21 protein-coding genes are annotated in these 19,672 nt (G+C 65.5%); 10 read left to right on the top strand and 11 right to left on the bottom strand.

Features of this window, described 5'->3' with window-relative positions:
* Positions 1–14: 14 nt before the first annotated feature.
* Positions 15–1,091, bottom strand: coding sequence for a methyl-accepting chemotaxis protein (locus tag I6F20_RS06670; protein WP_035999854.1), 1,077 nt, complete (start codon positions 1,089–1,091; stop codon positions 15–17).
* A gap of 286 nt (positions 1,092–1,377) precedes the next feature.
* Here I6F20_RS06670 and recJ point away from each other — a divergent pair, with 286 nt between their 5' ends.
* The 3 genes from recJ to I6F20_RS06655 all read left to right on the top strand — a co-directional run bounded on the left by recJ (position 1,378) and on the right by I6F20_RS06655 (position 5,005).
* Positions 1,378–3,219: a single-stranded-DNA-specific exonuclease RecJ gene (recJ, locus tag I6F20_RS06665; protein ID WP_225125506.1), complete on the top strand. Its 1,842-nt coding sequence runs from the start codon at positions 1,378–1,380 to the stop codon at positions 3,217–3,219.
* 82 nt (positions 3,220–3,301) lie between these two features.
* Positions 3,302–4,111: an SDR family NAD(P)-dependent oxidoreductase gene (locus tag I6F20_RS06660; RefSeq protein WP_225125505.1), complete on the top strand. Its 810-nt coding sequence runs from the start codon at positions 3,302–3,304 to the stop codon at positions 4,109–4,111.
* A 96-nt stretch (positions 4,112–4,207) separates the two neighbouring features.
* Positions 4,208–5,005, top strand: coding sequence for an aldolase (locus I6F20_RS06655; protein ID WP_225125504.1), 798 nt, complete (start codon positions 4,208–4,210; stop codon positions 5,003–5,005).
* A gap of 39 nt (positions 5,006–5,044) precedes the next feature.
* Here I6F20_RS06655 and I6F20_RS06650 read toward each other — a convergent pair whose 3' ends face one another.
* A complete protein-coding gene (locus I6F20_RS06650) occupies positions 5,045–5,929 on the bottom strand; it encodes a LysR substrate-binding domain-containing protein (RefSeq protein ID WP_275945374.1) in 885 nt (294 codons plus the stop codon).
* A 106-nt stretch (positions 5,930–6,035) separates the two neighbouring features.
* Here I6F20_RS06650 and I6F20_RS06640 point away from each other — a divergent pair, with 106 nt between their 5' ends.
* The gene (locus I6F20_RS06640) at positions 6,036–6,725 is read left to right on the top strand and encodes an FMN-dependent NADH-azoreductase (protein WP_225125503.1); all 690 of its coding nucleotides are present in this window, start codon (positions 6,036–6,038) and stop codon (positions 6,723–6,725) included.
* Positions 6,726–6,775: 50 nt separating this feature from the next.
* Here the strand turns inward: I6F20_RS06640 and I6F20_RS06635 are convergent, their stop codons facing one another.
* A complete protein-coding gene (locus I6F20_RS06635) occupies positions 6,776–8,005 on the bottom strand; it encodes a lytic murein transglycosylase (protein WP_225125502.1) in 1,230 nt (409 codons plus the stop codon).
* Between the two features lie 192 nt (positions 8,006–8,197).
* On the opposite strand from I6F20_RS06635, the gene I6F20_RS06630 reads away from it, so the two are divergent.
* Entirely contained in the window at positions 8,198–8,449 is a 252-nt protein-coding gene (locus I6F20_RS06630) for a hypothetical protein (RefSeq protein WP_128261814.1), read from the top strand.
* A gap of 35 nt (positions 8,450–8,484) precedes the next feature.
* On the opposite strand, the gene I6F20_RS06625 is transcribed toward I6F20_RS06630, so the two are convergent.
* Positions 8,485–9,003, bottom strand: a complete 519-nt coding sequence (locus tag I6F20_RS06625; protein WP_109143878.1) for a MarR family winged helix-turn-helix transcriptional regulator — start codon at positions 9,001–9,003, stop codon at positions 8,485–8,487.
* 54 nt (positions 9,004–9,057) lie between these two features.
* Here I6F20_RS06625 and I6F20_RS06620 point away from each other — a divergent pair, with 54 nt between their 5' ends.
* Together I6F20_RS06620 and I6F20_RS06615 are read left to right on the top strand one after the other, a co-directional pair.
* Positions 9,058–9,543 carry a carboxymuconolactone decarboxylase family protein gene (locus tag I6F20_RS06620; RefSeq protein WP_225113573.1) on the top strand — a complete coding sequence of 162 codons (486 nt, stop codon included), beginning with the start codon at positions 9,058–9,060 and terminating at the stop codon, positions 9,541–9,543.
* A 21-nt stretch (positions 9,544–9,564) separates the two neighbouring features.
* Positions 9,565–10,068 (top strand): cupin domain-containing protein, encoded by a 504-nt coding sequence (locus I6F20_RS06615; RefSeq protein ID WP_036022958.1) that lies wholly within the window; start codon positions 9,565–9,567, stop codon positions 10,066–10,068.
* A 29-nt stretch (positions 10,069–10,097) separates the two neighbouring features.
* Here I6F20_RS06615 and I6F20_RS06610 read toward each other — a convergent pair whose 3' ends face one another.
* The 3 genes from I6F20_RS06610 to efp form a co-directional block, all read right to left on the bottom strand.
* The gene (locus I6F20_RS06610; protein ID WP_035999800.1) at positions 10,098–11,084 is read right to left on the bottom strand and encodes a DUF808 domain-containing protein; all 987 of its coding nucleotides are present in this window, start codon (positions 11,082–11,084) and stop codon (positions 10,098–10,100) included.
* 80 nt (positions 11,085–11,164) lie between these two features.
* The gene (locus I6F20_RS06605; RefSeq protein WP_225113574.1) at positions 11,165–12,766 is read right to left on the bottom strand and encodes a M23 family peptidase; all 1,602 of its coding nucleotides are present in this window, start codon (positions 12,764–12,766) and stop codon (positions 11,165–11,167) included.
* Positions 12,767–12,811: 45 nt separating this feature from the next.
* A complete protein-coding gene (gene efp / locus I6F20_RS06600) occupies positions 12,812–13,378 on the bottom strand; it encodes an elongation factor P (RefSeq protein ID WP_028136595.1) in 567 nt (188 codons plus the stop codon).
* Between the two features lie 162 nt (positions 13,379–13,540).
* Between efp and epmA the strand changes: the two genes are divergently transcribed.
* The 3 genes from epmA to I6F20_RS06585 all read left to right on the top strand — a co-directional run bounded on the left by epmA (position 13,541) and on the right by I6F20_RS06585 (position 16,007).
* Positions 13,541–14,593 (top strand): EF-P lysine aminoacylase EpmA, encoded by a 1,053-nt coding sequence (epmA, locus tag I6F20_RS06595; RefSeq protein ID WP_109143874.1) that lies wholly within the window; start codon positions 13,541–13,543, stop codon positions 14,591–14,593.
* Positions 14,590–15,684 carry a lysine-2,3-aminomutase-like protein gene (locus I6F20_RS06590; RefSeq protein ID WP_035999791.1) on the top strand — a complete coding sequence of 365 codons (1,095 nt, stop codon included), beginning with the start codon at positions 14,590–14,592 and terminating at the stop codon, positions 15,682–15,684. Before epmA ends, I6F20_RS06590 begins: the two co-directional genes overlap by 4 nt.
* A gap of 68 nt (positions 15,685–15,752) precedes the next feature.
* Complete coding sequence (locus I6F20_RS06585) at positions 15,753–16,007, top strand: hypothetical protein (protein ID WP_035999808.1); 255 nt, start codon at positions 15,753–15,755, stop codon at positions 16,005–16,007.
* A gap of 62 nt (positions 16,008–16,069) precedes the next feature.
* Here I6F20_RS06585 and I6F20_RS06580 read toward each other — a convergent pair whose 3' ends face one another.
* From I6F20_RS06580 to I6F20_RS06565, 4 genes are all read right to left on the bottom strand, one after another.
* Positions 16,070–17,155, bottom strand: coding sequence for a 3-deoxy-7-phosphoheptulonate synthase (locus tag I6F20_RS06580; RefSeq protein ID WP_035999789.1), 1,086 nt, complete (start codon positions 17,153–17,155; stop codon positions 16,070–16,072).
* Between the two features lie 234 nt (positions 17,156–17,389).
* Positions 17,390–17,968, bottom strand: coding sequence for an HdeD family acid-resistance protein (locus tag I6F20_RS06575; protein WP_035999772.1), 579 nt, complete (start codon positions 17,966–17,968; stop codon positions 17,390–17,392).
* Positions 17,969–18,038: 70 nt separating this feature from the next.
* Complete coding sequence (locus I6F20_RS06570) at positions 18,039–19,079, bottom strand: PrsW family glutamic-type intramembrane protease (protein ID WP_035999770.1); 1,041 nt, start codon at positions 19,077–19,079, stop codon at positions 18,039–18,041.
* Between the two features lie 294 nt (positions 19,080–19,373).
* Positions 19,374–19,616 (bottom strand): hypothetical protein, encoded by a 243-nt coding sequence (locus tag I6F20_RS06565; protein ID WP_036022964.1) that lies wholly within the window; start codon positions 19,614–19,616, stop codon positions 19,374–19,376.
* Positions 19,617–19,672: the final 56 nt, after the last annotated feature.

Below are 19,672 nucleotides of genomic sequence, written 5' to 3'. Positions count from 1 at the left end.
CGGGCCCGCTCGCCTCACGCGCCGCAGACGATCACGCCGTACCAGCCGAGCCCGCGATAGGTCTCGTAGCCTGGGGTGGCATGGAACGCGACCAGTGTGCCCGTGCGTTCCTGATAGAAGCCGGAGCGCTGGCCGTTCAGCGACAGCGAGATGCGTTCGCTGAGGATGCCCTGGCCGTCGGAGGCCGCGATCACGCGAAAATTGGAATCGACCAGCAGCACGCGCGCCTTGTCGCCGTCGCCGACGCGCACGCCCTGCACGATGGCGCGGGCCTGCGGCTCCCAGTCGAAATGGATGGCGAGCACCCCGATCGGCGCGCCGTTGGCCTGCCCGCCGGCGCGGACGCTGGCGCAATAGGTCGCGACCTGCGCGTTGCCGAGCAGCGGCTGGTTCTCGACGTCGCCGGCGACATAATCGTCGCCGGAGCGAAGGCCTTTCGCGTCGCGAAACCATCTGGTGTGGGCGACGTTCTGGCCGACGACGCGGAAGCGGTCGGCGCGGCCGTTGGCGATGACGTTGCCGTCGAGGTCGCAGAGCCAGAGATCGAGATAGACGGTGTAGGCCCCGAGGATCACGCCGAGGCGCTGCGAGGCATGGGAGACGGCCGCAGCACTGGGCGAGGCCGCGCAATCGACCACGGCGGAATCGGTCGCCCACCAGCGCACGTCGCAGGTGCGTTCGTAGAGATTGCGGTCGATCAGCTCGATCGCGTTGAGCGACAGGTCGACCATCCGCTCGCCGCGGGAGCGCTGGCTCATGCGGTCGATCGAGGCGACGAGATCGCCGGTGCGTTTCGTCAATTGGGTCTCGAGCTCGCGGGCGATGGTCTCGACCTGCTGGCCGACGCCGCGCACCTCCTGCGCCACCACCGCAAAGCCCGCGCCTTGCGCGCCGGCGCGCGAGCTCTCGATCAGCGCGTTCAGCGCCAGCATCTTCATCTGGTTGGTGATCTGCTGGATCGACTTGGTCTTGTCGACCGCGATCTGGTTGACCTCCGCGGTGAGGCGGTTGATCAGCGCGGAGATGTCGGAATCATCGTCCGCGGGCTCGGTGGCGATCGGCTTGGCTTTCAGACCCAGCGCAGCAGACATCGGGGACTTCCCTTGGCAATGAGGTCTGATCTGCAATGAACCCGGAACAACGACTTACAGATCGAATACGATTCTTTTTCGAGGATTCCGCCTAACGCCTGCTTAATTTGCTGTTTGACGGGATGCCTAAATGATAGTCAGTGCGCCCGTCGGGGCGGCCATCCACCGCTTTGTGCGGCCGGACCGTTGCAAATCCGTCCCGGATGCCGACCAATCCCCTGAAGCCAGTGACTCTGCGTTCGCGTGACCGCCTGGCCCTTCGAGTTCCCCAACATCTGCCTCTGTCATGACGCCGCCAGCCACCGCCTTGCCTATCGAAGCGCCCCAGGCCTTCCTGGGCGTGGCGCGCTCGCTCACCGACAAGCTGTGGCGCGACCGGCTTGATGCCCGCGGGGCAGCCCAGGCGCTCGCCATCGTGCAGCGGCACCAATTGCCGGAACTGCTGGCGCGGGTACTGGCGGGCCGCGGTGTCGACATCGACGCGGTGTCCGACTTTCTCGATCCGACCATCCGAAAGCTGCTGCCGGACCCGTTCACGGTGACGGAGATGGAGGCCGCCGCCAAACGCATCGCGGATGCCGCGACCAAGGGCGAGAGGGTTGCGATCTTCGGCGACTACGACGTCGACGGCGCGACCTCGGCGGCGCTGCTGGCCTGGCATCTGCGCCATTGCGGGCTCGATCCGCTGATCCATATTCCCGACCGGATTTTTGAGGGCTATGGCCCCAACACGGAAGCGGTGCGCGCGCTCGCAGCCAAGGGCGCCACGCTGCTGATCACAGTCGATTGCGGCACCACCAGCATAGAGCCGCTCGCCGAGGCGAAGCGCCTCGGCATGTCCGTGGTCGTGATCGACCACCACCAATGCGGCCTCGATCTCCCCGAGGTCGACGCGCTGGTCAATCCGAACCGCCCCGATGACCTCTCCGGCCTCGGTCATCTCGCCGCCGTCGGCCTCGTGCTGGTGACGCTGGTGGCGGTCAACCGCGAGCTGCGCCAGCGCGGCTTCTGGACCAGCGAGATGCCCGAGCCCGATCTCCTGGGCATGCTGCATCACGTCGCGCTCGGCACTGTCGCCGACGTCGCGCCGCTGATAGGTCTCAACCGCGCCTTCGTGGCCAAGGGGCTGATCGCGATGCGTCGGCGCGACCATGTCGGCCACACCGCGCTGATGGACGTGGCGCGGCTCAACGGCCCGCCGGAGGCCTGGCATCTCGGCTTCATGCTGGGGCCGCGCGTCAATGCCGGCGGCCGCATCGGCCGCGCCGATCTCGGGGTGCGGCTGCTGCTCGAAGGCGACAGCGTCGAGGCAGCGCGGATCGCGGCCGAGCTCGACCGTCTCAACAGCGAACGTCGCGTCATCGAGCAGGCGGCAGAAGCCCAGGCCGAAGCCGAGGCGCTGGCCTCGATCGGGTTGGAGGACAAGCTCGCCGTGATCGTCACGGCCTCGGAAGGGTGGCATCCCGGCGTGGTCGGCCTCGTTGCCTCCCGCCTGAAGGAGAAGTTCTCGCGGCCGGCCTTTGCCATTGCGCTGGAGCCGGGCGGCATCGGCACCGGCTCCGGTCGCTCGATCGCCGGCGTCGATCTCGGCAAGGCGGTGCGGCAGGCGGTCGCCGACGGCATCCTGCTCAAGGGCGGCGGCCACGCCATGGCCGCGGGCGTGACGCTGCGCAAGGAGAAGCTCGCCGAATTCCGCGCCTATCTCGAGACCGCGCTGGCGCGCGACGTCGCCGAGGCGCGCCACGTCAACGAGCTCTATATCGACGGCGCAGTCACCGCCCGTGCGGTGACGCCGGAGCTTGCGGCGACGCTCAATCGCGCCGGTCCCTTCGGCAGCGGCAATCCGGAGCCGGTGCTGGCGCTGCCGGCGCACCAGCTCGTGTTTGCCGACGAGGTCGGCCAGTCGCATCTGCGCCTGCGCTTCAAGGCGGGCGACGGCGCCATCGTCAACGGCATCGCGTTCCGTTCAGTCGGCCAAAAGCTCGGCAATGCGCTGCTCGCCAATCGCGGCCAGCAGATGCATGTCGCGGGCTCGTTGTCGGTCGATCGCTACCAGGGCGCCGAGCGCGTGCAATTCCGTGTCGTCGACGTCGCGCTACCGGATCAGGGGCCATCCGTGATTAGATGATGCATGATCCGGAAAAGTGCGAAGCGGTTTTCCGACAACGATCAAAGACAACGGTTTTAAACAACAAAAAAAGGGAGTGAGCATGGCAGGGCAGGTTAAGGGCAAGGTCGCGCTGGTGACGGGTGGCGCCTCCGGCATAGGCGAGGCCATCGTCGAGCTGTTCGCGCGCGAGGGCGCGACTGTCGTCATCACCGATATCGACGAGCTGCGCGGCCCGGAGCTCGCCAGGCGCGTAACAAACGTGGGCGGCAAGGCGATCTTCCTGGAGCAGGATGTCACGAGCGAAGAGCGCTGGATCGAGATCGTCGCCGAGATCGCAAAGCGATATGGCCGGCTCGACGTGCTCGTCTCAAATGCCGGGATCGGCATCTCCGTGCCTTCGATCGTCGACATGACCCTCGCCGACTGGCGCAAGCAGAACGCGATCAACCTCGATGGCGTGTTCCTCTCGGTCAAGCATTGCCTGCCTTTGATGCGCAAGATCGGGGGCGGCTCGATCGTCATGATGTCCTCGCTGGCGGGACTGCGCGGCTCGCCCGGATTGTCGGCCTATTCGGCGACCAAGGGCGGCGTGCGGCTGTTCGCCAAATCCATTGCGATGGAGTGCGCGGCGGCGGGCGACGGCATCCGGGTCAACTCGGTTCACCCCGGCATCATCGATACCCCGATCTGGGGCAAGATCCCGACGGGGGCGGCCGGCGCCGGCCAGAACGCCCCGATCGATCCGGAGGAGCGCGCCAAGGTGGTGACGCCGCTCGGTCGCGCGGGCCAGGCCGCGGAGATCGCCTCGGGCGTGCTGTATCTCGCCTCCGATGCCTCGCGCTACGTCACCGGCAGCGAACTCGTCATCGACGGCGGCATGAATGCCGGCGGCGTGCCGCGGCGCGCTTGAGCTGCGCAGGGCAGGGTGGCTGCCGCAGGGGCTGACGCGCACGCGCAGCCCCTGTACAAGATGGGCAATAGCCAACCGACAGAGGTATTCCTCGCCATGGCGCACAGCCTTCTCGGGTCCTCACCCGCGCCCGCGACATTCCGCTCGAACCGGCCGGATCTCGCCTCCGACGCGATCCGCACCGCGCGCGAGGATCTCGCCGCCTGCTTCCGCATGGCCGCGCGCAACGGTTTTGAGGAGGGGATTTGCAATCACTTCTCGGCGGTCGTGCCGGGCCATGACGATCTGTTCCTCGTCAACCCCTACGGCTACGCTTTCCGCGAGCTGACCGCGTCGAAGCTGTTGATCTGCGACTTCCACGGCAACGTCCTCGACGGCGAGGGCGTGCCCGAGGCGACCGCGTTCTACATCCATGCCGAGATGCACAAGCGCCTGCCGCGCGCCAAGGTCGCGTTCCACACCCACATGCCCTACGCGACGGCGCTGTCGATGACCGAGGGTGATCCCCTGATCTGGGCCGGCCAGACCGCGCTGAAATTCTACGGCCGCACCGCGGTCGACCGCGACTACAACGGTCTCGCGCTCGACAGCCGCGAAGGCGCCCGTATCGCCGCCGCGGTCGGCGATGCCGACATCGTCTTCATGAAGCATCACGGCGTCATGGTGCTGGCCCAGACCATCGCGGAGGCCTGGGACGATCTCTATTATCTCGAGCGCGCCGCCGAGGTGCAGGTGCTGGCGATGTCGACGGGGCGGAAGGTGCTGCCGGTCGATCCCGCCGTTGCGGCGGAGACCTACAGGCAGATGCGCGAAGGCGATTCCGAATCCGCTCGGCTGCATCTCGCCGCGATCCGGCGGCAGCTCGATGCGGAGGAGCCGCAATATCGGCACTGACCACGATGTCATTCCGCGGCGCGCGAGCTGCGCTGCGCATCAGCGGGCCGCGTCGAACTCTGACTTCAGCCAGTGTCGTACAGCCTCGACCGGCTCGGTGAGCGGCCGGTCGCGGCTGCGGACCAAGTGCAGCGAAAAGCCTTCCAGCTCCGGCCCGAATGGTGCGACCAGCGTTCCCTGCGAAAGTTCGTCGGCGACGAGCACAAGACTGTGCAAAGCGACACCAGCGCCGGCGACGGTTGCCTGGATGGCATGGGTTTCATCGCTGAAACGCACGCCGGCGCGCGCATCAACGTCGTTAATGCCGGCCGTCTTGAGCCAGCGCCGCCAGGTCGGATTTCTGGCATCACGACGGTGCCAGTCGAAATGTAGCAGCGTTGCTGAGCGCAGGTCGCTCGGTCTTCGGATGCCCAGGCGCGGACTGACCACCGGCGCGAAACGATCGACCGTGAGCGGCTCGGCAATCAGATCGGGATAAGGACCGGAACCGTAGCGAAGTGCGAGGTCCGCGGTCGAATTGAGATCGGCCACCTCCAAGCTCGCAAGCAATGTGAGATCAATGTCGGCTCTGCTCTTTCGGAGCCCAGCAAGACGCGGCACCAGCCATTTGGCTGTGAAAGCCGGCGTCGCCGAAAGTGTGACCACCGCCCGGCGTCGCTTCCGGCTCAATCCCTCCAGAACACGCGCAAACGCATCAAAGCCGTCGCGCAGGACCGGAAGCAGGACCTGACCTTCCGCGGTGAGCAGAACCTGCCGCGTCCGGCGCTCGAACAGCCTGACCCCGACCGTCTGCTCCAGCTGTCGCACCTGATGGCTGATCGCGGTCGGCGTGACGTGAAGCTCATCGGCGGCGCGCTTGAAGCTGAGGTGACGTGCCGCCGCTTCAAATGCACGCAATCCCGCCAGCGGAGGAAGCCTTCTCATCGCGAACTCAAGGATGAATGCAGTTCATCCATAAGCTGAGCAACTTTCGTTTGTCAACGACGGGGCCTGAACCGATCTATTGAGAACAGATGAGAGGAGTTCTGCAATGCAACTGCTACAAATCGATTCAAGCGCGCGGTTAGAGCCTTCAGATGCAAATCCGCGCGGTTCGCACACCAGGCGTCTGACTCAGCGTTTCGTCCAACGATGGCTACAGTCGCGGCCGGGGGATCGCGTCGTCAGCCGCGACCTCGGTCGCTTCGCACCGAGTCCGGTGACGGACGACTGGGTCAAGGCGGCCTTCGCGAAGCCCGATCGGCGCGAGCCATGGATGAGAGAGGCTTTGGCGGAAAGCGATGCGCTGGTCGACGAGTTGCTCACAGCTGATCTGATCGTCGCGGGCGTGCCAATGTACAACTTCGGTGTGCCAGCGCAGTTCAAGGCATACATAGACAACGTTGTTCGGGTCGGACGCACATTCGGCTTCGACCGATCATGTCCGGACAATCCATATTCGGCGCTGCTTGCGGGCATGGACAAGCGTCTTGTCCTGCTCGGCTCGCGCGGAGACTACGGGTACGATCCGGGCGGGCGCATGGCCGCCGTCAATCATGTCGAAGGAGCCGTCCGGGACGTGTTTGCCTTCATCGGGATCACGGCCTTCCACAGCATCGCAGTCGAGTACGACGAATTCGCCGACGAACGGTTGCAGGCGTCGATTGCCGCGGCCGAGCGTACCGTGGATGACCTCGTCGACGAACTGCTGAAGCTGACAGAACAGCGAAACGCGGCTTAAGGGTCGGCTGCAGCTGCGGCGAGGCGCCAGCGCCGGCGCTTCCGGCCGTGCTAGTTGGTTTGCCGCAGCTTGGCCAGCACCTTCAGCCCGCCGTAGCCATCGGCTGGCGCGATCCCGACTTTCTGCTGAAACTCCTTGACTGCCTTCATGGTGTCGTTGCCGACCCGGCCGTCGGTGCCGCCCGTGTCGAAGCCGGCCTTGGTCAGGCGCGTCTGCATCTCCTGCACTTCGGCGAGCGTCAACGCACGCTCGGAGCCCGGGAAGGGCTGGATGAAGGGCGGAGCTCCCAGGCAGCGATCCCCGAGATGGCAGATCGCCAGCGCGTAGTTCATGGAAGGGTTGTAGCTCTTCACCGAGTAGAAATTCGGCCCGAGCAGGAAGGTCGGCCCGCCCGCAACCGGCGTCCACATCTGCGCGGATGCGTTGGGCTGCGGAAATGGTTGGCCGTCGGCACGCGTCACGCCGGCCGCCTGCCAGGCCGCATAGGTCCGGCTGCCGCTCATGTTGGCGGGCGCGCGCACCTCGTAGCCCCAGTGCTCGCCGCGATGCCACTTGCCACGATTGACGAGATACTTTGCCGTCGAGCCCAGCGCGTCGTCGGGCTTGCCGAATGGCGAGACCTTGCCGTTGCCATCATAGTCGATGCCGACATTGAGCCAGACCTCCGGCATCCATTGCGAATGGCCCATCGCGCCGGCCCATGATCCCCGCATGTCCTCAGGCGTGGACCAGCCCTTGTCGACGATGCGCAGTGCATTGATCAGCTCGGTCTCCCAATAGGCCTTGCGGCGCGGCTCGTTCCAGGCGAGCGCGGCGAGCGAGGGAAACACCGGCCTCATGTGGTTCTGCTGCACCAGCGGATCGCCATAGGCGGACTCGACGCCCCAAAGCGCCAGCAGCGTGCCGCGCTCGACCCCGAAATCGCGCTCGATGCGGGCGAACAGCGCCTCGTTGTTCTTCAGCGCGATCTTGCCGTTGATGATGCGCCAGTCCGAGACGCGGCGGTTGATGTACTGCCAGACCTGCTCGCGGAATTCGGGCTGGTTGCGCATCTGCGCGAACACGCTCATGTCCGGTTCGACCCGTTCCATCGCGCGCTGCCATGTCGCGGCGGAAATACCTTTTGCCATCGCGCGCGCACGAAAGCTCTCCCGCCATTCGTCGAAGCCGGGAGGCGCGGCGAAAGCGCGGGTGGGAAGCGCGAGCAAAGCGGCTGCACCGAGCGTCGACTGGAGCAGGGCGCGGCGTGTGTGACGGGGCGAGGAATCAGTGTGCTTCATGGGCACATTCTAGCCGGAAACATGGCACGCGTGAGTCGGTTCCGAAACGGCCGCGTGCGGCAACTCGGCCCGACCCCGTCGGTCGTTCCCACCGGAACAAGTGCCGCACTCCCGCATTCCTCCCACGCCAGGAGGAGAAGAGTCGGTCCTGGTACGGCCGGCCTTCCTGGTTCATCGAATCGTCGGGGTGGAATGAAGATACGCACGCATGCCGAAAGCCATATCGTCGAACTCGACGACGGATCGCAATGGAAGATCTTTCCCGGCGACCTCGCGACGACGCTGAGCTGGAAGCCCGAAACCGATCTGCGTCTTGAGCCGAGCGATGAGCGGGTGAATTCGCACGTGCTGGTCAATCCCGCCGACCAGACCCGCGTGCGGGTGATCGCGGCCGACGAGAGCTGGCCGGACGGCGCAGTCAAGAACGCCTTGAAAGGCGGGTAGCACCAGCGGCCACGACAGCCGCGAATGCCGGCCGCCTAGTCCTCCTGAAGCTCAGCCGCGATTCCGGAAAGCCAACGCCGGATCGTGGTTTCCGCCTTTGAATCCAAATTGCGAGCGAGGCGCTTCTCCAATTCGAGCACACGCTGCCGGCACGCCTTCAGAAGCGTCGCGCCGCGCGGCGTCAGCGTCCATTGCTGGATGCGGCCGTGAACGGGATGAGGCGTCATCGCAATCGCGCCGTCGCGTTCGAGATTGCGGATGATGACGCCGACGGTCTGGGGCGTCAGGAAGGTGAGACGGGCGACATCGGCTCCCGACAGGCCCGGATAGGCGTTCAGCATCGTCAGCACCGCGAATTGCGGCGAGGTCACGCCGAGATCGGCGAGCGTGCGTTCCATCGTGAGCCGAACGGCGGCGTGGGCTTGGCGCAGCAGGTAACCGAGATAGCCTTGCTCGCCGCGCTTGCCTTCGCCCGGTGCTGGAACGTGCACCGCACCGGCTGCAACGGCCTTGGGTCCCGATTGCGATTTCGTGACATTCGTCTTGCGCGACATATAAGAGCTCTTATAAGATGTCCGTGCTCTTATAATGTGCCGAGGTGAATGGCAATGTCACACGCCCGCAGCGAATATGAAGATTTCAAGCGGATCGCGCCCGATGCGTTTGATCTGGTGCTGGCGCTGGGCCAGCTTGCGGCCAAGGCCGGCCTCGACAAGCAGCTGCTCGAGCTGGTCAAGCTGCGCGCCTCGCAGATCAACGGCTGCGCGTTCTGCGTGCAACACCACGTCCTGCTGTCGGAACGGATCGGCGTTCCCCTCGACAAGCTTCATCTGCTCGCGGTCTGGCGCGAGGCGCCGATCTTTTCGCCGCGCGAGCGGGCCGCGCTCGCCTGGGCCGAGGCGCTGACCTGTCTGCCTGACGGGGTCAGCGAGGAGGTTTACGCCGAGGCGTCCCGCGAATTCTCCGAGACTGAACTGACGTATCTGACCTCGGCGGTCGCCTCGATCAACGTCTGGAACCGTTTTGGTGCGGCGTTTCGCTGGACGCCTGCAAAGCGGCCGGTCGCAGCGGCCGCCGCTGCAGCTTCGTCCTGACGGAGAGAGGGGAGGATCACGATGACAGTCATGAGCCTTTCGGCCCTGCAGTACCCGTTGCCGTCACGTTCGACAGCGTTCGCCGTCATCGCAGGATTAGTCTGCGCGCTGGCAATCGGCAAAGCTCTGCCGGTGACGATCGACAGCGTGTCCAGCGCCCTCGCGCCGCTCTGCGCGACGGCGGCGGAAGGCTCGCCGCTCGACAAGGTTGAGCCGATCGGCTCCTACGCGCTTCCGAACGTGCCCGGCAAACGCGTTACCATCGTGCGCGTGTCCTACGGTCCGGGCGGGTTTTCGCGGCCGCATCGTCACTCCGGCTCCGTCACCGCCTACATCACCAAGGGCGAGATCCGCTCGCAGCTCGGTGGCGGCCCGGTCGAGACGTTCGGTGTCGGCCAGTCCTTCTTCGAACCGCCGGGCTCGACGCATCTGGTCTCGGCCAATGCCAGCATGACCGAGCCGGCGGAACTGATCGCGGTGTTCGTGGCGGATGAGGGCGCGCAACTGACGACGTTCCTGGAATAGGCTGCGCGCGTCATCCGCAATGGCTGTGCTCAGGCCGATCGCGATCGCCTCAACCGCTTCCAGGCCGGCGCGAGTCCGTATTGGACGACCGGAATGGCGACTGCGCCGACGAGCAGTCCAAGCGCACCCGAGATGGCTGCCTCGACCGACCATTCGACGATGCCGGCAACGGATGGAAGGAGATGTGCGGCAGCCTCGGTTATGGCATGGACCGTGTGGCCGATCGCGGGTGGGCCGTATTTCTCGATGCCGTGCAGGATGATGCCACCGCCGACCCAGATCATGGCGGCGGTGCCGATCGTGCTCAGCACCGCCAGGAAAACGGGCATGCCGCGGACGAGCGCGCGCCCAAGCAATCGGATCGCGCCGCCGGCGAGCGAGGCGCCGTCGAACCGCGCGAGGGCGATGCCGGCATCGTCCGCTTTCACGATCAGGGCCACCACGCCATAGACACCAACGGTGATGAAGAGACCGACCAGCGCCAGCACCAGCGCCTGCGTCCAGATGCTGCCCGCCGGGAGGGCCGCCAGCGTGATCGCCATGATCTCCGCCGACAGGATGAAATCCGTCTTGATGGCGCCAGCGACCTTCTCGTCCTCGACCGACTGGGCATTCAACGCAATCGGCTCGAGCTGAGCTTCGTGCTGGTGCGCATGATGCGGCATCACGGCTTCGAGCACCTTTTCGGCGCCTTCATAGCAGAGAAAGGCGCCGCCCAGCATCAGCAGCGGCGTGACCGCAGCGGGAAGGAAATAGCCGAGCAGCAGGGCAATCGGCAGCAAGATCAGCAGTTTGTTGCGTAGCGATCCGACCGCGATCTTGCCGACGATCGGCAGCTCGCGTTTCGAAGCGAAACCGATGACGTAGTTCGGCGTGACCGCCGCATCGTCGATGACCACGCCAGCCGCCTTTGTGCCTGCCTTGGCTGCCTGGCTAGCGACATCGTCGAGCGAGGCTGCAGCCACCTTTGCGATCCCCGCGATATCGTCGAGAAGACCGATTAGTCCGACACTCATCAACCCATCCTTCTTCGTTCGAGCGGGGGAGTGCGCGACCAGATGCGTCCTGCCCGCTCCAGCAACGAACCAGCACGCTGTCAGTTCTCCTCGCCGCCCGCTCCCTCGCGCAAGTCAGGCTTGAGCACGTCTTCCGGCAGCGCATGGGCCACCGGCTGCGCCGTGACCGCGATCTCCGGGCCGATCTCGCGGCCGCGCGCGCGGATCAGCCGTTCATAGGCCGAGACCAGCGTCGCGTAGGGGCTGACCCAGATCCAGCCATCGCGGGTGAACACCTGGACGTCGAAATGCAGGTGCATCGAGGTGCCGGCGGGACGGTCGAGGTAGTTCGAGATCACGCCGATCTTCTCGCCTTCGGTGACGATGCGGCCGTTGATGACGCCATCGGCGTTCATCGCATGCGGATTCATGTGCATGTAGCGGAAACGGATGTGCTCGGTGCGGCTATTGACCTGAAGCGTTGCGGCCTGGTCCTTGGCGCCACGGATGACGATTGCGTCACGCACGGCGACGACGCCGCGCCGCTTGGAATCGCAGGGCTCGCGGCCTTCGCCGGGCGGCGGGCAGTCGGCGGCGCGGATGTCCTCGCCCTGGTGGCCGTAACCTCCGCCGCATTGCCACACCTCGAAACTACGCGACTCGCAGAAATTGTCGCGCCAGGGATAAGCGGTCGGGCCTTCGCTCTTGTCGCGCTTGCCGAAGGATTGGGAGCGCACGAAGGCGGGCGCCTTCTCCAAGGGAAAGCGGATCTGGGCATAAGCCATGGCGTCGGGATGACCGCCCTGCTTGCGGTAACCGGTGTTCGGAATGATGTCGCCGCTCGGCCGGTAGCTGAAATCCGGTGAACGCACTGCGGGGCGATCGATGATGTTGGAGGCAACGTCCGCCAGCGGCCGCATGCGCTGGCCGCCTGCGACGCGCAGCGCCTTCAGGAAGCGCTCGGCGACCGGATAGGCCTCCTTGCAGGCGAGCCGCCGTGGCCTCGCGACACTGTCGAGGCACTGGATCGAGACCACATAGGTGGCGCCGAAGCGGGTGAAGGCGTAGCGCACATAGCCTTCCCGGATGAACCTACGCAGATCCGGGTAGGTTGCGGCGAGCGGCTTGACTGGCTCGCCCTTGCCCCCGGCCGGATCGGCGATGTCGTAGATCAGCGCCGAGCCCGTGATCTGCACCTCGACGGGCTTTGCGTACACCCGGCTCGGCATGCCGTCACCGGCGCCGGGCTCGAGCGAGAAGGTCGCGCTGTAGCCGGCAGGACCGGCATCGAACATGTCGACGGGATTGAAGTCGGCCTGGTAGCGCGACAGCGCGAGCGTCGCCGGCGCGCCGCTGCGCTGCGCATCGAGATACGCGGCGGCGTCGAACGGCAGCAGCACGGGGACGGGACTTCGGGTAATGCCGGTGAAGAAGCGCGAGGAGACCGCGTTGAGCTGCACCAGTGCCGGCATCGCGCGCGGATCGTAGCGCGGCACCGAACGGCGCGGTGCGAAGATGAAGTCGCCCGCAATTTGCGGACGGCTGTTGATCTCGCTGCGAAGCTGATCGAGCGCCGCGCGCCACTCGATGCGCAGGGCCGTCAGCGAGGGACTGCGGAACTCGTCCGCAGCGATCGGTGCAGCAACGAGGAGCGACGGCAACGCCAGGAGAAGCGAGACGAAGCGGAGACTGTTCCTGCCCACTGCTTCGCCCCCCGGCGGTACCTGTTCCGATCCTCGATGGCTCGTTTAGTCCTTAGCACGCTCGGAGTAGGAGCCGTCTTCGGTCATCACCACAATGCGCGTGCCGACCGAGATGTGCGGCGGCACGGTGGTGCGCACGCCGTTGGACAGCACCGCCGGCTTGTAGGAGGAGGAGGCGGTCTGGCCCTTGGTCACCGGCTCGGTCTCCACCACTTCCAGCGTCACGCGCTGCGGCAGTGCGATCGACACCGGATTGGTGTCATGCATCGACAGTTTGACGGTCATGTCCGGCTGGAGATACGCGGCCGCGTCGCCGACGACGTCCTTGGAAACCTGAACCTGGTCGTAGGTCTCCGGGTTCATGAAGTGGTAGCCATCGCCATCTTCGTAAAGGAAGGTGTAGTTGCGCTCTTCGATGGTGGCCTTTTCGACCTGGTCGGTGGTCTTGTAGCGTTCCGAGATCTTTACCCCGTCCGAGATTCGGCGCATTTCGATCTGGCTGACCGGGGTTCCCTTGCCGGGATGGATGTTCTCGGCGCTCACGACGACATAGAGCTTGCCGTCTTGCTCGATCACGTTGCCCTTGCGAATAGAACTGGCGATGACTCTCAAAGCTGTATTTCCTGCTTGCTTGGCCCGGCACCAGCCAGGACGTGGTCGAATTGCTGGGGGACTTGGGGCCTCAAACCGGACCTCGGCACCCGTTTCGGGCCGCAACATACTGATTTTGCCGTTGGATGCCAGCATTTTGCTGCCGGCTGGGGCGGTCGGTTGATGGCTGGGGACAAGCCGATGTCGCCGTCCTGGTCGCCCGCGCGCCACCTCGACCGACGGCCGTTCCTCCAGGCCAGGGCCGCCGTGACCGGAGCTTTGCGGGGTTTTTTCGCCGAACAGGGGTTTGTGGAGGTCGAAACCTCCGTTCTCCAGGTCTCTCCGGGCAACGAGACCCATCTGCACGCCCCCAGGACCGAGATCATGCGGCCCGACGGCAGCCGGGCCAGCCGATACCTGCGCACCTCGCCCGAGTTCGCCTGCAAGAAACTGCTGGCGGCGGGCGAGACGCGGATTTTCGAGTTCGCACGAGTGTTCCGGGACCGCGAGCGCGGCGACCTGCATCTGCCCGAGTTCACCATGCTGGAATGGTACCGGGCGGGAGCGCCCTATGATGCCATCATGGCCGATTGCGTCGTCGTGATCGCCCGGGCGGCGCAGGCGACCGCGATCGGGACCTTCTCCTTCCGCGGCCGAACCGCCGATCCCTTCGCCGAGCCGGAGCTCCTGACGGTCGCGGGCGCCTTCGCGCAGTTCGCCGGCGTCGACCTGTTGTCGACAATCTCGGGCGGCGAGGGTAACCGTGCGGCGCTCGCCGAGGCGGCAGCCGGGAAGGTCCGTGTCGCCGAGGATGACACCTGGTCCGACATCTTCAGCAAGGTGCTGGTCGAACACGTCGAGCCGCAGCTGGGGCAGGGGCGTTTGACCATCCTGTTCGAATACCCATCTCCAGAGGCGGCGCTGGCGCGGGTGAAGACGGACGATCCGAGGGTCGCCGAACGTTTCGAGGTCTATGCCTGCGGCGTCGAGCTCGCCAACGGCTTTGGAGAGCTGACCGATGCCGGGGAGCAGCGCAAACGCTTCACGGAATCCATGACGGAGAAGCAGCGCCGCTACGGCGAAGCCTATCCGCTCGACGAGGATTTTCTGGCGGCGGTCGCCGCAATGCCGGAGGCGAGCGGTGTCGCGCTCGGCTTCGACCGGCTGGTGATGCTGGCGAGCGGCGCCACACGAATTGATCAGGTGGTGTGGACACCGCCTGCGGATGAGAGATGACAAAGACGAACCTTGCACGCACTCTGCGCGAACCTGCCGAGCTGGTAGCCGAGGGCCTGGTCCCCGCATCGGCGCTGCCGGCGCTCGAACGCGTCGCCGCGCGCTATGCCGTGGCGATCACGCCGGATCTGGTCGGGCTGATCGACGCGACGGATCCCGACGATCCCATCGCGCGGCAGTTCGTTCCTGTTTCGGCCGAGCTCGAGGCGCAGCCGGGCGAGAATGCCGATCCGATCGGCGATCACCCGCATTCGCCGGTGGCGGGAATCGTGCACCGCTATCCCGACCGGGTGTTGTTCAAGCTCGTGCACGTCTGCGCGGTCTATTGCCGCTTCTGCTTCCGCCGCGAGATGGTCGGGCCCGGCAAGGAGAATGCGCTGTCGGAGAGCGCCTATCGCACCGCGATCGACTACATCCGGTCGCATGACGAGATCTGGGAAGTGATCCTGACCGGCGGCGATCCCCTGATGCTGTCGCCCCGGCGGATGAGCGAGATCATGGCTGACCTTGCGGCCATCGATCACGTCAAGATCATCCGTCTCCACACCCGTGTCCCGGTGGCCGAACCAGCGCGCGTCAGCGCGGAGATGGTTGCAGCCCTGAAGGTTGCGGGCGCGGCCACCTGGGTCGCGGTACACGCCAATCACGCGCGCGAACTGACGGGGGCCGCGCGCGATGCCTGCGCGCGGCTCGTCGATGCTGGAATTCCCCTGGTGAGCCAGTCCGTGCTTTTGCGCGGCGTCAATGACGACATCGCCGCTCTCTCGGATTTAATGCGAGCTTTCGTCGAATGCCGGATCAAGCCCTATTATCTGCACCACGGCGATCTCGCCCCGGGAACGGCGCATCTGCGCACGACGTTGGCAGAGGGGCAGGCCTTGATGCGGCAGTTGCGCGGGCGGGTGTCGGGCCTGTGTCAGCCGGACTATGTCATCGACATTCCCGGCGGTGCCGGCAAGTCGCCGGTGGGTCCGAATTACGTGTCGGCGGTGAAAAATACCGCAAACGAGACAAGTGAAGCGGAATCAGAAACGCGCTATCGTATCGTCGACTATTGCGGCGACGTTCATCTCTATCCGCCCGAGGCATGAGTGGCGATGGCATCGACGCTGACTTGAGTGCTGGGCTTGGACGCTGATTTGAGAATGGAGAAATGGACATGACGAAGATCATGCTGGCAGTATCGCTCGTGGTCTTGCTTGGCGGCGCGGCTGTTGCGCAGACCGGCGGCTCCAAGGGATCGACCTCAAGCGGCGCATCGTCCGGGTCGGTGTTGCCGGCGCCGGTCGGTCATCGCCAGCCGCGTGCCAGCGATGTGCCTAGCGAGAAGAATCTGAGCGATCCCAACGATCCGCTCAGCAAGGAAAACCAGGCGCTCGACAAGAAGATCAAGAGCATCTGCCGCGGCTGCTGAGGCTTTCACCTCTCCCCGTCGGGGAGAGGTGAGGAATGAGCCATCCCAAGCTCGGCCATCCGTCAGGCTGATCGCTCGTGCAGTCCGGCGCGCCGGATGTTGCGGCGGATTTCGACCGCGTCGGCGAGCTGCTCGAGCGTCTTCGACGTCGTTGCCCAGTCAATGCAACCGTCCGTGATGCTCTGCCCATAAGTGAGCGGCTTGCCCGGTACGACATCCTGCCGGCCGGCGACGAGATTGCTCTCGATCATCACGCCCATGATGCGGCTCTCGCCGCCCGAGATCTGACGGGCGATATCGGCCATCACCAGCGGCTGGTTCTCCGGCTTCTTGCTCGAATTGGCATGGCTGGCATCGACCATCACCAGCGGGGCAACGCCGGATTTGGTCAATTCGTTGCAGGCCGCCGCAACGCTTGCCGCGTCGTAGTTCGGTTCAGCTCCGCCGCGCAGGATGATGTGGCAGTCCTCGTTGCCGGCGGTCGAGGCGATCGCCGAGCGGCCGAGCTTCGTGACAGCCATGAAATGATGGGGATGCGAGGCTGATTTCACCGCGTCGGCCGCGATCCGCACATTGCCGTCGGTGCCGTTCTTGAAGCCGACCGGGCAGGACAGCCCCGACGCCAGCTCGCGATGGATCTGGCTCTCGGTTGTGCGCGCGCCGATCGCGGCCCAGGAGACGAGGTCGGCGATGTATTGCGGCGTCGTCATGTCGAGGAACTCGGTGCCGGCGGGCAGGCCGAGATTGTTCACCGCCGCGAGCACGTTGCGCGCGAGCCGCAGCCCCTTGTTGATGTCGAAGCTGCCGTCGAGGTCGGGATCGTTGATGAGGCCCTTCCACCCGACCGTGGTGCGGGGCTTCTCGAAATAGACCCGCATCACGAGCTCGAGCTGATCGGCGAGATCCTCGCGAAGCTTTGCTAGCCGCTCGGCATAGTCGAGCGCCGCCTTGGGATCATGCACCGAGCAGGGGCCGACGACGACCAGAAGGCGGTCGTCCTGATTGCTCAGGATGGCATGGATGGCGTTGCGCGCGGCCATCACCACACGCGTCGCGGTGAGCGTGCGCGGGACTTCCCGCATCACCTCTTCCGGCGTGCTCAGCTCTTTCAGTTCGCGGATACGAAGATCGTCGGTCGTGCTCAGCACGGCGGGCTCCTGTCTGTTCTAGAACCTGCCGGCAATAAAAAAGCCGCCAGGTCGGGCGGCTGTTCGGACGTTTGCTGCAATGTTTCAGATTGAGCGCGATCCTCCCACCGCCAGCGAGCTGTCGTAGCTAAAGTACCAAAAATAGCTGGTGGCGACGGTGATCATGGAAAGGCCATATAGCGTGCCGCTGGCGCCTTGTCACCCCCCAATCAGAATGTGGAGCGACGAGGCGCCTCAGGTGTTGCCATTGCGTGCCGCCAGCGCCATGCCGATCAGGGTGGCGCCGCCGAACAGCAGGTTGATGCCGACGAGGACGCCAATGGCCCACTCCGCCGAGCTCGGCAGTCCCGTGATCACCATGAACGAGATCGCGATGTCGACGAGGCCCGAGATCAGCAGCCACGACCAGCGGCCGCTGAGCTCACGGCGGTGCTCTAGCGCGTACATGATGGTGGCGACGCCCTCGGCGAGGAAATAGGCGCCGAGCACGATGGTCAGCGTCAGCACGGCCTGCATCGGCCGGGCCAGCAGCAGCAGGCCGGTGAGCACAGCGAGCGCAGCCGAGATCAGCGACCACCAGAAGCCCGGCGTGCTGCGCGCCCAATAGGTCGCGATCAGTCCGCCGATGCCGCCGATCAGGAACATCCAGCCGAGGAAGATCGCGGTCGCAAGGCTGGCGAGCGGCGGCAGGACGAGCGCGGCAATGCCGAGGACGGCAAGCAGGATCCCTTCGAACAGAAAAGCCTTCCAGTGCGCCTTGACCGCCTGGTTCATCTCGGATTGGAGGCGGGCAAATTCCTCGGGCGATGTCATCGTCTGGCTCCGGAACGAGAGGATTGCGTCCCAATCTAGTGGGCCTGTCGCGCGTTCGCCATGCGTTGGATCAAGTGCCGCCGGGCGCCGACGAAAAGCCTTCCGCGTTGGTGCGAATGCGGTTGCGGCCGAGAATGTAGATAGCCGATGTGACAATCAGAAGCGCAAGGCCGAGCAGGATCGAGACGAAACCGATCGGAATCAGCGCCAGCGTCAGGTTGCGCTCGGGGTTGATCAGCCAGTGATGGATCGAGGTCAGGACGAAGGCGAGCCCGACGAACCCGATGCCGCCGCCGGCGAGCAGCAGCGCCCACATCCGGCGCAGCTGGCTGAGCCGCTCGCGCGCGACATCGGTTCGCGGCGCGTGGTGGCGCGCGACGCGCCGGACCAGGCGGATGGCGAAGGCGATCGAGCCGAAGCCGATCAACAGGCTTGCAGCGCCCAACCACATGCGGAGTGTCGGATCGAGATCGGGCATGCGCTGGAGCGTCAGCAGCGGGAAGTCGAAGGCCGTATGAAGCGCGAGCGGGCCACCGAAGATCAACAGCCGGCTGGAAAGACGGGCCCAATCGCGATGGTGGCGGTTTGCGCCAAGCGCCGTGCCGGCGCGCGCGATGGTCAGGTAGGCGCCGGCGATGATGCCGAGCGCGCCGTGGAACGGCACGGTCAGGACGCTGCGCAGCGCGGCAAGCGAGCGCCACATGTCGGCGTGCTGGACCAGATAGGCGAGATTCTCGTAGGCGGCGAAGCCGAGGCCGACCGCGGCGCCGTAGACCACGGTGTCCATCGGATTGGCAAAGGTGCGTCGCTTGGTCGAGGAGACCAGCACGATGGCGAGCACCTTGACGGCTTCCTCGGGCAGCGCGACGCCGAAGATCGAATGCATCGCCAGCGCCGCCCAGGGATCGTCGGGGGCGGCGATCATCTTGGCGAAGGGGGCGCGGGCGAGGCCCAGGAGCGAAATGCTCGCCGCCCCTAACAGGAATGCGGTCCAGACCTGGGCCGGCGGCCCCGGGCGTTCCTCGGCAGCGATGACGAGCCAGAGCAACAGCAGCGCCGGGGCGATAGCGGCAGTTCCAACGACGGTGGGGAGCGCTTCGATCAGGTACATTGGCGCCGAAAATAAGTTCCCTTGATCCGCTTATCTACGTTCTCCGATGCGACCATGTGTCATGCGCCGGCTGTCGGCTCCCTGAAGGTGCGCGACAGCTGCCGTTCATCCGGGCTCATTGTGGGGAGTAGAATACGAGCGCAATCAATCGCATGATGGCAGAAGCTCGCCAGTCACCGCAACGATTGCCCGGTGCGCTGCGGATCGAGATTTGCAAGCGAGCTCAAGGAAATGCGCGGGATTCCTCGATTCCTGGCGCATCTGCGCAGCGTGCCGGCTGCTGGCCTTGTCTAGTCAGTGCGTCGTGATCGCGGGCGGCGCGTCGGGTGCGACGTCGAAGGCGCCGAGATGGAATTCCTCGCCAGCGGACTCATGTGACCCGGAACGCTGCGCCAGCAGCGTGAACGCGGCGCGCGGGTATCGTTTCCAGATTTCGAGATCGCCGGCGGTGATGGTGAGCCAACCGAACGTGTACATGTAGCGTCCGGGCTCGGTGACCCGGCCGACCCTGTCCCAGGTGATCTTGTCGACTGCCATTCGGTCCCCCGATCGCAAGTCTGCAAAATGACGTCCGGCCCGAGGCACAGACCTGC

Origin of the sequence: Bradyrhizobium sp. IC3123 (assembly GCF_020193625.1) — a bacterium.
GTDB lineage: Bacteria > Pseudomonadota > Alphaproteobacteria > Rhizobiales > Xanthobacteraceae > Bradyrhizobium > Bradyrhizobium yuanmingense.
This window is presented reverse-complemented; position numbering and strand designations above follow the sequence as displayed.

Bases quoted from the DNA above. Each gene is read 5' to 3' on its own strand.
- I6F20_RS06670 (WP_035999854.1), bottom strand. From the start codon at position 1,091: ATGTCTGCTGCGCTGGGTCTGAAAGCCAAGCCGATCGCCACCGAGCCC.
- recJ (WP_225125506.1), top strand. From the start codon at position 1,378: ATGACGCCGCCAGCCACCGCCTTGCCTATCGAAGCGCCCCAGGCCTTC.
- I6F20_RS06660 (WP_225125505.1), top strand. From the start codon at position 3,302: ATGGCAGGGCAGGTTAAGGGCAAGGTCGCGCTGGTGACGGGTGGCGCC.
- I6F20_RS06655 (WP_225125504.1), top strand. From the start codon at position 4,208: ATGGCGCACAGCCTTCTCGGGTCCTCACCCGCGCCCGCGACATTCCGC.
- I6F20_RS06650 (WP_275945374.1), bottom strand. From the start codon at position 5,929: ATGAGAAGGCTTCCTCCGCTGGCGGGATTGCGTGCATTTGAAGCGGCG.
- I6F20_RS06640 (WP_225125503.1), top strand. From the start codon at position 6,036: ATGCAACTGCTACAAATCGATTCAAGCGCGCGGTTAGAGCCTTCAGAT.
- I6F20_RS06635 (WP_225125502.1), bottom strand. From the start codon at position 8,005: ATGAAGCACACTGATTCCTCGCCCCGTCACACACGCCGCGCCCTGCTC.
- I6F20_RS06630 (WP_128261814.1), top strand. From the start codon at position 8,198: ATGAAGATACGCACGCATGCCGAAAGCCATATCGTCGAACTCGACGAC.
- I6F20_RS06625 (WP_109143878.1), bottom strand. From the start codon at position 9,003: ATGTCGCGCAAGACGAATGTCACGAAATCGCAATCGGGACCCAAGGCC.
- I6F20_RS06620 (WP_225113573.1), top strand. From the start codon at position 9,058: ATGTCACACGCCCGCAGCGAATATGAAGATTTCAAGCGGATCGCGCCC.
- I6F20_RS06615 (WP_036022958.1), top strand. From the start codon at position 9,565: ATGACAGTCATGAGCCTTTCGGCCCTGCAGTACCCGTTGCCGTCACGT.
- I6F20_RS06610 (WP_035999800.1), bottom strand. From the start codon at position 11,084: ATGAGTGTCGGACTAATCGGTCTTCTCGACGATATCGCGGGGATCGCA.
- epmA (WP_109143874.1), top strand. From the start codon at position 13,541: ATGGCTGGGGACAAGCCGATGTCGCCGTCCTGGTCGCCCGCGCGCCAC.
- I6F20_RS06590 (WP_035999791.1), top strand. From the start codon at position 14,590: ATGACAAAGACGAACCTTGCACGCACTCTGCGCGAACCTGCCGAGCTG.
- I6F20_RS06585 (WP_035999808.1), top strand. From the start codon at position 15,753: ATGACGAAGATCATGCTGGCAGTATCGCTCGTGGTCTTGCTTGGCGGC.
- I6F20_RS06575 (WP_035999772.1), bottom strand. From the start codon at position 17,968: ATGACATCGCCCGAGGAATTTGCCCGCCTCCAATCCGAGATGAACCAG.
- I6F20_RS06570 (WP_035999770.1), bottom strand. From the start codon at position 19,079: ATGTACCTGATCGAAGCGCTCCCCACCGTCGTTGGAACTGCCGCTATC.
- I6F20_RS06565 (WP_036022964.1), bottom strand. From the start codon at position 19,616: ATGGCAGTCGACAAGATCACCTGGGACAGGGTCGGCCGGGTCACCGAG.